Origin of the sequence: Aquariibacter albus (assembly GCF_014145335.1) — a bacterium.
Lineage (GTDB): Bacteria > Pseudomonadota > Gammaproteobacteria > Burkholderiales > Burkholderiaceae_C > Aquariibacter > Aquariibacter albus.
On the sequence record NZ_JACIVI010000008.1, the window covers coordinates 83,590 to 93,686 of the forward strand.

The window sequence follows — 10,097 nt, forward strand, 5'->3', positions numbered from 1 at the left end:
CTCAGAGCTCGTCGCGCATGGCGTCCAGCACCCGCCGGAAGGCCCACAGCCCGCTGCCCAGCGACAGGCCGGCCCACAGCAGCAGGGCCAGGCCATGGCCCCAGGGCAGATGCGCCTGCAGCAGCACCCCGCGGTAGGCCTCGACGACGTGATGCAGGGGATTGGCCCAGAGCAGGCCGGCCAGGACCGGCGGCAGCTGGTCGGCGGCGTAAAAGATGGGCGTGAGGAAGAGCAGGGCGGTCAGCGCGAAGCCCAGGAACTCCGCCATGTCGGTGGCGAAGACGGCGATCAGGCTGGTCCACAGTGCCAGCCCGGCCCCCAGGACCAGGGCGCCCAGCCAGATCAGCGGCAGGGCCAGCAGCGCGGCCCCCGGTCCGCCCGCCGGGCCCCAGACGATGCAGGCCAGGGCCAGCAGCAGCAGCCCGAGCAGGCCGGGCACGGCGCTGCTCAGCACCCGCGCCAGCGGGATCACCGCCGCCGGAAAGTTCGCGGCTTCCAGCAGCGGCTTGTCCTGGCGCAGGCTGCCGCAGGCGCGGTGCAGGCCGTCGGCCAGGGTCTGGAAGGGCAGCAGGCCGGCCAGGATAAACAGGGCGTATTCGCGCGCCTGCGTGCCGCTGCGATCGCCGTGCAGCACCAGCACGAAGACGGCCAGGTAGATCCCCAGTGTCGCCAGGGGCTGCAGCAGGGCCCAGAAGGTGCCCAGGCGGGTGCCGGCGTAGCGCGCCTTGAGCTCCCGCTGCGACAGGGCCCACAGCGGCACGGCCACGCGCCGCAGCAGGCGCAGGGTCGGACGCAGGCGCTCGGGCAGGGGGATGGCGGGGAAGCTCATGGCAGCCGGGTTCAGCCGCCGCGACGGCGCGCGTGCGGCCTGGTGCGGGCAGGGCTCACCCGGGCTTGCGCACGAGGATCTCGACGGCCGTGATCAGCTCCAGGTAGGAGATCTCCGGCGACCAGCTCTTGCCCATGCGCTGCTCGAAGTTCAGCCAGGGCTCGAACACGGCCTCGTAGGCCGGCTCGCGCACGTAGTGCAGCTTGAAGCCGGGTTCGAGCACCACGTCCACCAGGCTCGCAAGGTCCGGCATGACGAGCTGGTAGACCTCGTTGAGCTTGCGCATGTCGGCCGCGTGCTGCTCGGCCAGCTCCGGGCGGGTGCGGAAATCCTGGCCGTAGAAGTCCTTGATGTAGAGCAGGCCGCCCGGCTTGAGCACCTGCCAGGCCTGGTGCAGCACGGCGCGGTAGTCCTGCGCGTGGCAGATCGATTCCAGGAAGAGCACGCGGTCGAAGCTGTTCTCGGCATACAGGTCGGTCAGGCGGTGGAAGTCGCCGACCCGCACCGAGACCTTGTCCGGCAGGCCCTGGGCGGCCACGCGTTTGCGGCCGGCCTGCACCTGCACTTCGGAGAGCGTCAGGGCCTCGACCGTCACGTCGCAGTGCCGTGCCAGCCAGGTGGCCGGGCCGCAGACGCCGCAGCCGGCATCCAGCACGCGCAGACCGCCATGCAGGCGGGCGCCGTCGGCGATGTGGCGCATCAGGTCCTCGGTCGAGGCCGGCCGGCTGCCCTGGAAGATTTCGCCGAAGCCGTCGAGGTAGGCCTGGGTGTTCTCGTCGTAATACGTCCGGACGCCCGCGGTGTAGTGGCCTTCGACGGCCTGACGGGCGTCGCGGACCGGAGGCGGGGTCGTGCCGCTGCCGGGCGACGCCTGGGCGCTGGGGGGGATGACGCTCATCGGACTCCGTCCATCGGGGGAATGACCAGAAATTCCTGCCGATGGTAGCGGGCCGGCCGCAGGCCCCTTCCCCTGGTCGGCCCGGGGCCCGCGGGGGGACTTTCGTCGCCTAGAATGGCTGCAAGATTCATGCCGAAAAGGTCCCCGACGTGCGCTGTCCGCCTGCCCGCCCCTGCCATGCTGCCCGCCTCCTGCTGCCCTGCGTGCTGGTGGTCCTGGCCGGTTTCGGGCTGACGGCCCGGGCCGAGCGCGCCGACCGCCAGGCCCCGCTGGCCTTCACGGCCGACACCGCCCGGGTGGACGACCAGAAGGCCGTGCACACCCTGAGCGGCAATGTCGAGATCACCAAGGGCAGCATCGTGATCAAGGCGGCCCAGGTCGAGGTGCGCCAGGGCAAGGACGGCCACCAGATTGCCGTGGCTACCGGCGGCGCCAAGCGCGCCACCTTCCGCCAGAAGCGCGAAGGCCTGGAGGAGTTCATCGAGGGCGAGGCCGAGCGCCTGGAGTACGACAGCCGCGCCGACGCCGTGAAGCTGGTCGGCCAGGCCGTGATGCGCCGCCTGCGCGGCAGCACGGTGGCCGACGAGGTCAACGGCAGCGTGATCACCTACGACAACACCAGCGAAGTCTTCCAGGTCCAGGGCGGTGCGACCGCCGGCGGCGGCACCGGTCGCGTGCGCGGCGTGCTGACCCCCCGGGAGACCCCCGCCGCCGGGGCCGGCCGATGACGGCCGTCGCGCTGGAGCAGGCCCCGGCGGCCTCCGCGGCCGCGCCCAGCCGCCTGCAGGCCCGCGGCCTGCACAAGCGCTACGGCCCGCGCACGGTGGTCAAGGAAGTGCATCTGGCCGTCGATGGCGGCGAGGTGGTCGGCCTGCTCGGCCCCAACGGCGCCGGCAAGACGACCAGCTTCTACATGATCGTCGGCCTGGTGCGCGCCGACGGCGGCGAGATCCAGCTCGACGGCCAGCGCATCGAGCGCCTGCCCATCCACCGTCGCGCGCGCATGGGGCTGTCCTACCTGCCGCAGGAGGCCTCGATCTTCCGCCGCCTGACGGTCGAGCAGAACATCCGCGCGGTGCTGGAGCTGCAGCTCGACGCAGCCGGCAAGCCCTGGCCCGAAGCCCGCATCCAGGACAAGCTCGACAGCCTGCTGCATGAGCTCTCGATCGATGGCCTGCGCGACCTGCCCGCGCCGGCCCTGTCGGGCGGCGAGCGCCGCCGCGTCGAGATCGCCCGCGCGCTGGCCACCCAGCCCCGCTTCATCCTGCTCGACGAGCCCTTCGCCGGCGTCGACCCGATCGCCGTGATCGAGATCCAGCGCATCATCGGCTTCCTCAAGTCGCGCGGCATCGGCGTGCTGATCACCGACCACAACGTGCGCGAGACCCTGGGCATCTGCGACCGCGCCTACATCATCAGCGAAGGCCGTGTGCTGGCCGAAGGCCGGCCCGGGGAGATCGTCGAGAACGCCGACGTGCGCAAGGTCTACCTCGGCGAGCACTTCCGCATGTGAGTGCGGCCCCGCCGTCCCTGCACCCCCCGTCTGTTTTGCCCGCCCCGATCCGCGCCCCGGCTTCCCCCGCGACCGCTGCCCCGACCGTCTCCGTTTCCGACCGCGCATGAAGCCCTCCCTCCAGGTTCGCCTTTCGCAGCACCTTGCGCTGACCCCGCAGCTGCAGCAGTCGATCCGTCTGCTGCAGCTCTCGACGCTGGAGCTGCACCAGGAAGTCGAGCAGATGCTGGAGGCCAACCCCTTCCTCGAAGTCGACGAAGAGGCGCCGAACGCCTACGAGCTCTCCAGCACCCCGCTGGCCGAGCGCAGCACCGCCGCCGAGCGCAGCGACGAGCCCTGGGACGGCCCCGGCAGCTCAGGCTCGGAGGCTGAGCCCGAACCCGCCGGCGCCGACACCATGGAATTCGGCGCGACCGAGCGCGAGGACTGGGAGAACGGCACCGAGCGCGAGGACTTCGACGGCATCGGCGAGACGCCGATGAGCGCCTCCGCCAGCAGCGGCCCGGCGCCCGAGGGCGACGAGCTCGACCCCGGCGAGCGCAACACCGTCGCGCCCAGCCTGCAGGAACACCTGCGCGAGCAGCTGCTCGGCATGCGCCTGTCACCCGAGGACCGCGCGGCGGTGATGGTGCTGATCGAGTCGCTCAACGAGGACGGCTACCTGGCCGACCCATTGGAAGACATCGCCACCGCGCTGGCCGGCGGCGAGCCCGACCCCGAGGACCCGGACGCCTGCGCGGCCCACGAGGAAGCCCGCGAGCTGCTGCTCGACCGCCTGCGCTGCGCGCTGCGCTGGCTGCACAGCCTGGAGCCCTGCGGCGTCGGCGCCCGCGACCTCGCCGAATGCCTGGTGCTGCAGCTGCGGCAGAAGCCGCGCAGCGAGGCGCAGGTCATCGCCATCCTCGTCGCCAAGCACCATCTGGAGCTGCTGGCCCGCCGCGACACCCGCAAGCTGACCGCCGCCACCGGCGCCGACGAGGCCCTGTTGCGCGAGGCCCAGGCCCTGATCCGCAGCTGCGAGCCCAAGCCCGGCCGGCCCTTCACCAAGGCCGAGGCCAACATCGTCGTGCCCGACGTGATCGTGCAGAAGGTCGGCCGCGGCTGGAAGGTCGTGCTCAACCCCGACGTGATGCCCAAGCTGCGCATCAACGACCTCTACGCCCAGGCCCTGCGCCAGCACCGCGGCGGACGCGGTGGCGGCGGCGGCGGCGAGGGCGCGCCCGCGCTCAGCGCGCGGCTTCAGGAGGCGCGCTGGTTCATGAAGAACATCCTGCAGCGCTTCGACACCATCCAGCGCGTCAGCCAGGCCATCGTCGAGCGGCAGAAGAACTTCTTCAGCCACGGCGCGATCGCGATGAAGCCGCTGGTGCTGCGCGAGATCGCCGACGAGCTCGGCCTGCACGAATCCACCATCAGCCGCGTGACCACGGCCAAGTACATGGCCACGCCCTACGGCACCTTCGAGCTGAAGTACTTCTTCGGCAGCTCGCTCAACACCGAGGCCGGCGGCAATGCCTCCAGCACCGCGGTGCGTGCGCTCATCAAGCAGCTCGTCGCGGCCGAGGACCCGGGCAAGCCGCTGTCCGACAGCCAGATCAGCCAGATGCTCGAAGAGCAGGGCATCCAGGTCGCCCGCCGCACCGTCGCGAAGTACCGCGAGGCCCTCAAGATCGCCCCCGCCAACCTGCGCAAGGCCCTGTGAACCGTCCCGATCCCCGGGGCCGCCGCGACGGCGCCGCCCCCCAGGCCACGTCGCGTGGCCCCGCCCATCCAGGCCACGACGGTCGCCCCCAGCGTCCCCCGCAGGACCGTCCCCGCGCCCAGGCCCCGGCCCGCGACCCGGCCGACGTCCAGGGCCTCTTCCTGCCCTGCGCCGCCGGCGTGGAAGCCCTGCTGCTCGAAGAGGTGCAGCGACTGTGCCCCCGGGCTCATGGGCTGAGCCGCCGCGGCGGCGTGGCCCTGCCGCGAGGCCGCGAGGCCGAGGCCATGACGCTCAACCTGCACAGTCGCCTGGCCCAGCGCGTGCTGTGGACGGTGGCCCATGCGCCCTACCGCGACGAGGAGGACATCTACGCCCTCGGCCGCAGCGTCGACTGGTCGGCCTGGATCACCCCGCGCGAGACCCTGCGCGTCGATGTGAGCGCGCAGCGCTCGCCGCTGCAGAGCATCAAGTTCGCCGCCCTCGTGATCAAGGATGCCGTCTGCGACCAGCAGCGCCAGCAGTTCGGTGAGCGCTCCGACGTCGAGACCCGCTGGCCCGACCTGCCGCTGCTGCTGCATCTCGGCCCCGAGGAGGCCACGCTCTACGTCGACACCTCGGGCGAGGCCCTGTTCAAGCGCGGCTGGCGCCAGGACCAGGGCGAAGCCCCGCTCAAGGAAACGCTGGCCGCCGCCATGCTGGCCGCCGCCGGCTGGCAGGGCCGCGAACAGGATGGCCCGCTGCTCGACCCGGTCTGCGGCAGCGGCACCATCGCCATCGAGGCGGCCCAGCTTGCCTGCGGCATCGCGCCCGGCCTGCAGCGCCGCTTCGCCTTCGAGCGCCTGCTGCCCTTCCGCGAGGCGCGTGTCGCCGAGGCCTGGCGCACGCTGCGCGGCGAGGCGGTGGCGGCCGTCCACGCCCCCGCCGTGCAGGTCTATGCCGGCGACGTGTCCTTCCGCATGAGCGACTTTGCGCTGCGCAATGCCCAGCGAGCGGGCGTGCTCGGCACCGCATCCACCGGCGGCCGGGCCGCGCTGGAGATCAAGACCGCCGACGCCCTGCAGCGCATGCCGCCGGCAGCCGCCGGCACCCTGATGCTGAACCCGCCCTACGGCGAACGCATCGACCCCAAGGGCACCGGCTCCCTGCGCCGCGAGGACGCCGGCCCGGCCACCGGCTGGGGCCGGCCCGATCCGCGCACGGCCCGCCGCGGCGCCGCCGAACGCCTGGGCTGGGACGCGGCCTCCCGCGAGGACGAAGCCTACGGCGGCGGCCTGCCGCCACCCGCCGTGCGCGCCGCCCGCGAAGCCTTCGAGGGCGGCGGCAGCGCCGAGGATTTCTTCGCCCGCCTGGCCACGCACTGGAAGCGCCACTACGCCGGCTGGACGGCCTGGCTGCTCAGCCCCGATCCCCAGCTTGCCCGCGCGCTGCGGCTGAAGGAAAGCCGCCGCGTGCCGATGTGGAACGGCCCCATCGAATGCCGGCTGATGCGCTTCGACCTGATCGCCGGCTCGGCCCGCGCGCCGCGCGAGCCGGGGCCGGACGCCGCCCCGCCTGCCGGGGCCTGAAGCGCGCCGCGGCGCTCAGGCCGCAAGGGCGGCCGCCTCAGGGCACCAGGGCCAGGAAGAGGAAGGCCGCGAACAACACCAGGTGCACCGCGCCCTGCATCACCGTCGTGCGGCCGGTGCCCAGGGTCATGCCGCTGACGACGAAGGTCAGCAGCAGCAGCACCAGGTCCTTGGGGGCCAGGCCCAGCACCAGCGGCAGCTCCAGCCACCAGGCGGCGGCCACCACGGCCGGGATCGTCAGCCCGATGCTGGCCAGGGCCGAGCCCAGCGCCAGGTTCATGCTGGTCTGCAGCCGGTCGGCGCGCGCGGCGCGCACGGCGGCCCAGGTCTCGGGCAGCAGCACCAGCATCGCGATCGCGATGCCGATCACCGCCTTGGGCGCGCCGGCCGAGGCCACCAGGCCCTCCAGCGTCGGCGAGAGCTGCTTGGCCAGGCCCACCACCGACACCAGCGCGACCAGCAGCAGGCCGAAGCTCGCCCAGGCCGCCGCCGTGCTGGGCGGCGCGGCATGGGCATGCTCGTCGTGCTGGCGGGTCGGCGGCAGGAAGTAGTCGCGGTGCCGCACCGTCTGCACGAACACGAAGATCGCCCACAGCACCAGCGAGGACACGCCGGCAAAGGCCAGCTGCGACAGCGTGTAGGTGCCGCCCGGCGAACTCGTCGTGAAGCTCGGCAGCACCAGCGACAGCCCGGCCAGCACGACCAGGGCGGCCAGCGAGGAGGTCGCGCCATCGAGCTGGAAGCTCTGCTCATGGTGATGCAGGCCGCCCACCAGCACGCACAGGCCCACCACCCCGGTGCCGATGATCATCACCGCCGCGAAGATGGTGTCACGCGGCAGCGTGGCCGTGTCCGGCCCGCCGGCCAGCATCATCGAGACGATCAGCGCCACCTCGATCACCGTCACCGCCACCGCCAGCACCAGGGTCCCGAAGGGCTCGCCCACCCGGTGCGCGACCACCTCCGCATGGTGGACCGCCGCGATCACCGCCCCGATCAGCGCCGCCGCACAGACCGTCAGCAGCAGCGGCCCGGCCGGGCCGAAGCCCAGGGCCAGGCCCAGCAGGGCCAGGGCGGCGAGGGGGAGGGCGAGGGGCCAGTGGTGCATGGGGGTGGGTTCTTTCAGGTCGCAGGTGGCGCTAGGCGCGGGGACGAACAGGAAGCTGGAGCTGTTCTCCTTCCCGATGTTCCCTGAACTTGCCAGGCACGGTAAGGACACATCAGGTGGGCGCGCGATCCGATGCCCGAATTTTCATGAGCTCATGGGTCCGTCAAGAGACACCCAACCAGAGGGGGTTCTTTTGGGTTGACAAAATCTCATACAGAATAAAATTCGTCAACTAAAGAGGGCACGATGATTCACGATCGAATCCGCCGTGCGCGTTTGCTGAGAGGTCTGAGCCTGGAGGCGCTCGCGCAGAGCCTCGGCGACATCAGCAAGCAGGCCCTGAGCAAGTACGAGAAGGGCGGTCCGCCGCCCAACTCCACCCGGTTGCTCCAACTGGCCAAGGCGCTGTCCGTCAAGCCTGAGTACTTCTTCCGATCGGATGCGGTGCAGCTGTCGGCGCTGGAGTTCCGCAAGCTCGCCAGCATGTCGCAGAAGCGCCAGGACCAGATCGGCGAACAGATGCGCGACCATCTGGAGCGCTACGTCAGTCTGGAGCGCTGCTTCGATCCTGACGTGGCGGCGCAGGTTGCGCAACAGCCCCCGCGCGTGTTCGTCGTGCGCAGCTTCGACGAGGCAGAGGCCGCTGCTGAGCAGCTTCGCTCGCAGTGGGCTATCGGCGGCGACGCCATCGCGCATCTGGCCGAACTGCTGGAAGAGCACGGCATCAAGGTGGCGCTGCTGGACGACCATGACGGATTCGACGGCGCCTGCGCCGCCACGCATGACGAGCAACACGTGCTAATCGCACTGAACGGCAGCCGGTCCGGCGAGCGCATCCGCTTCACCGCCGCCCACGAGCTGGGCCACTGGGTGATGGACCTGCCCGCCGACATGCCCGAGAAGGACAAGGAGACCTGCTGCCACCGGTTTGCGGGCGCCTTCCTGTATCCGGCCGACCGCGTTCGGGCCGACTTCGGCAGCCACTGCCGATCCAGGGTCGTGGCGATCGAGCTGCTGAATGCCAAGCGCCGCTACGGCGTCTCGATGGCGGTGGCCCTGCGCCGTCTGAAGGACCTGGGCCTGATCACCGACGCGGGCTACACGGGCATGAACATGCAGTTCTCGGCCAATGGCTGGCGCAAGGCCGAGCCTGAGCCTTTGCTGGCTGAACAGCCGCGTCGCTTCGAGTCCATGGTCTACCGGGCCTTGGCCGAAGACCTGATCAGCCTGCCGCGCGCGGCTGAGCTCCTGCGCTCCTCTGCGTCGGAACTCGACCCGGGCTTGGCACGGTTGCACACGGCACCGCTGGCGATCTGACAGGCCGCTGGTTCAGGCCAGCCACACCGCCAGTCGGTGCGCGCAAGCGGGCTGTGGCAGCCGCGCCCCCGCGTCCAGCATGGCCTGCAGCGCGGCAGCGGCATCGGCTGGGGCAATGATGCCGTGCTCCACGAGCTGGTCCAGCAGCCAAAGCGCGCCGCGCACCTCCAGGCCGTCCTTGGCGGCCTGCTTACGCAAGCGGCCGTCACCGGTGAGCAGCGGCTTGCCCTGGGTCTTGGCCACCAGGTAGCAGGACACATCCGCCAGCGAGCTGTTGTTGTGCTGGTCCATCAGCCCGAACAGCTGCGCCACCGCGGCTTCATCCAAGCTCTCCACCACCAGCCCGCGTGCCAGCAACCCGGCAGGCGCTGGATGGTTCAGCTCACCCATCACGAAGTCGGTGCTGACGAAGGTGAACGGCAGCGCGAATACCGCATCCAGCAACCCGGCATGGCCGAAGTCGATCCAGATGTTGGTGTCGCTGATGTAGACACGCTGTGGCGGCATCGCCCGATTTCCCCCTTGTCGCAGTGTGTCACCGCATCGGGTGGCTACGAGGTCCTCGTGTCATGGCCGCCGATAGCTTTCGCTGCCCGAATCGCTCAGGCAGTACTGGCCGCCACGCGGGCCCGTGCACAGCTTGTTGTCGCGACACCGGCAGTCCTCGCCGTCCACGAACCTGAGGCTTGTGGCCCCCCTTTGGTCATCGAGCACGCCTTCTTTGACGCACTGATCGACCCGTCGTGGCACACGAAGGTCGCGCCCGCGCAGTGCGAGACGCCGCCCTTGCTGCCTGAACACGGGTAGTTCGCTGCGGCAAGCTGCAGACAGCTGTCCGCCAGTGCGCCGGCCACCAGCCACCGGCCGGTCTCCGCCAGCGAACGAATCACCGGCGCATCCCGTCCGATCACGCCGCCACCTGCGCCACCAGCGCCTCGGCCAGCTGCGCGCGTAAGCTCCCCCGTCAAGTAGACAGTCCAGAAGTAGAGACTTCCTGGTTGAACACTCTGGGCTTGAACACCGCCGGCGGCACGTTGCCCAAGGAGTCGTGCGGCCGGTATTCGTTGTAGTCGGTCAGCCAGTCGTCGGCAGCGGTCTGCACCTCGCTGACGGCGTTGAATAGCCAGGCATCGAGCACCTCCTGGCGGAAGCTGCGGTTGAAGCG

General features: G+C 71.0%; 10 protein-coding genes. 5 read left to right on the forward strand and 5 right to left on the reverse strand.

Annotation, left to right across the window (positions count from 1 at the left end; all coding sequences use genetic code 11):
- Position 1 precedes the first annotated feature (1 nt).
- Together H4F90_RS15275 and H4F90_RS15280 are read right to left on the reverse strand one after the other, a co-directional pair.
- Positions 2–829 (reverse strand): ABC transporter permease, encoded by an 828-nt coding sequence (locus H4F90_RS15275; protein ID WP_182666158.1) that lies wholly within the window; start codon positions 827–829, stop codon positions 2–4.
- A gap of 55 nt (positions 830–884) precedes the next feature.
- The gene (locus H4F90_RS15280) at positions 885–1,727 is read right to left on the reverse strand and encodes a class I SAM-dependent methyltransferase (protein WP_182666160.1); all 843 of its coding nucleotides are present in this window, start codon (positions 1,725–1,727) and stop codon (positions 885–887) included.
- A gap of 203 nt (positions 1,728–1,930) precedes the next feature.
- On the opposite strand from H4F90_RS15280, the gene lptA reads away from it, so the two are divergent.
- The 4 genes from lptA (at position 1,931) to H4F90_RS15300 (ending at position 6,507) form a co-directional block, all read left to right on the forward strand.
- Positions 1,931–2,455, forward strand: coding sequence for a lipopolysaccharide transport periplasmic protein LptA (gene lptA, locus H4F90_RS15285; protein WP_328700955.1), 525 nt, complete (start codon positions 1,931–1,933; stop codon positions 2,453–2,455).
- Positions 2,452–3,240 carry an LPS export ABC transporter ATP-binding protein gene (lptB, locus tag H4F90_RS15290; RefSeq protein WP_182666162.1) on the forward strand — a complete coding sequence of 263 codons (789 nt, stop codon included), beginning with the start codon at positions 2,452–2,454 and terminating at the stop codon, positions 3,238–3,240. Before lptA ends, lptB begins: the two co-directional genes overlap by 4 nt.
- Before the next feature lie 106 nt (positions 3,241–3,346).
- Positions 3,347–4,942: an RNA polymerase factor sigma-54 gene (locus tag H4F90_RS15295; protein ID WP_182666164.1), complete on the forward strand. Its 1,596-nt coding sequence runs from the start codon at positions 3,347–3,349 to the stop codon at positions 4,940–4,942.
- Positions 4,943–5,103: 161 nt separating this feature from the next.
- Entirely contained in the window at positions 5,104–6,507 is a 1,404-nt protein-coding gene (locus H4F90_RS15300; protein WP_182666177.1) for a THUMP domain-containing class I SAM-dependent RNA methyltransferase, read from the forward strand.
- Positions 6,508–6,544: 37 nt separating this feature from the next.
- On the opposite strand, the gene H4F90_RS15305 is transcribed toward H4F90_RS15300, so the two are convergent.
- Positions 6,545–7,615 (reverse strand): calcium:proton antiporter, encoded by a 1,071-nt coding sequence (locus H4F90_RS15305; RefSeq protein ID WP_182666165.1) that lies wholly within the window; start codon positions 7,613–7,615, stop codon positions 6,545–6,547.
- 246 nt (positions 7,616–7,861) lie between these two features.
- Between H4F90_RS15305 and H4F90_RS15310 the strand changes: the two genes are divergently transcribed.
- The gene (locus tag H4F90_RS15310) at positions 7,862–8,932 is read left to right on the forward strand and encodes an XRE family transcriptional regulator (RefSeq protein ID WP_182666167.1); all 1,071 of its coding nucleotides are present in this window, start codon (positions 7,862–7,864) and stop codon (positions 8,930–8,932) included.
- 12 nt (positions 8,933–8,944) lie between these two features.
- Here the strand turns inward: H4F90_RS15310 and H4F90_RS15315 are convergent, their stop codons facing one another.
- Positions 8,945–9,439, reverse strand: coding sequence for a PIN domain-containing protein (locus H4F90_RS15315; RefSeq protein ID WP_182666169.1), 495 nt, complete (start codon positions 9,437–9,439; stop codon positions 8,945–8,947).
- Between the two features lie 457 nt (positions 9,440–9,896).
- Positions 9,897–10,097, reverse strand: a 201-nt coding sequence (locus H4F90_RS15320; RefSeq protein WP_182663839.1) for an integrase core domain-containing protein, incomplete at its 5' end; no start/stop codon positions are given.